Annotated in this window: 1 protein-coding gene; it reads right to left on the bottom strand. The window is 60.5% G+C overall.

Annotated features, from left to right (window positions below; genetic code table 11):
* Nucleotides 1-16 precede the first annotated feature (16 nt).
* On the bottom strand, nucleotides 17-773 hold a 757-nt coding region (mdcE, locus tag CWM53_RS06565), incomplete at its 5' end, for a biotin-independent malonate decarboxylase subunit gamma (RefSeq protein WP_100750737.1).

Here is a 773-nt window from a genome sequence, read left to right as displayed (position 1 = left end):
AGCACGTACTCCAGAATCAGGCCGGCTGATACCGCGCCGCGACCGCCCGATACTCCTCGCGCATCTGCGCCAGAATCACGTTGCGCATTTTTCTGCCGCCGCGCTCTTCGCCTGCGATCCCACGCCCCTGCGGGCCTGTCGCCGTCACGCCAGCCGCCTGTTTCTGCTGGCGCACTTCTGCGATATGGCGAACGATCGCCTCTTTCATCTCCGGGATTGCCTTGATCAGCGCTTCCACTCCGCCCAGTTGCCAGAAGAACTCTGGCCCGGCAGCGAAGACCGGATTGGTACGGGAAAGCTCGCTCAGACGCTCCACGTCCTGGCGGGTAATACGCGCGATACTGCTCAGCGGCATTACGTGGATCATGGTGCCAAATTCCGACGTCAGGCTCAGGATATGGTCGGCCTGCAAACCGTGGCAGAGAAACGCGCCGCTAATAGCGCGACCGATGACCATCGCGATAATCGGGTGTCCGGCATGGCGCGCCTCAGCCAGTGCCAGCTGATAGGCGCCTGTGGCTTTGTTCATGCCGATGATCTCTTCCAGCTTGCCCGGCCCGTTGCCGGGAGTATCGACAATCAGCACCAGCGGACGTTTCTCGCCGACGGGCTTGTCTTTATCCATCGCCAGCGTGCGATAGACCGCTAGCGCCATTTTGTAACCCTCTTCGAGCCCGATAACTCCGGCGTATACCACCGGAAAACGCGGGTTAAAAGTCATGGCATCGTTTGCAATAACGGTGCTGACTTCACCGTTAATGCGGGCGCTGCCG

Origin of the sequence: Klebsiella sp. A-Nf5 (assembly GCF_002810545.1) — a bacterium.
Taxonomy (GTDB): domain Bacteria; phylum Pseudomonadota; class Gammaproteobacteria; order Enterobacterales; family Enterobacteriaceae; genus Klebsiella; species Klebsiella variicola.
This window is presented reverse-complemented; position numbering and strand designations above follow the sequence as displayed.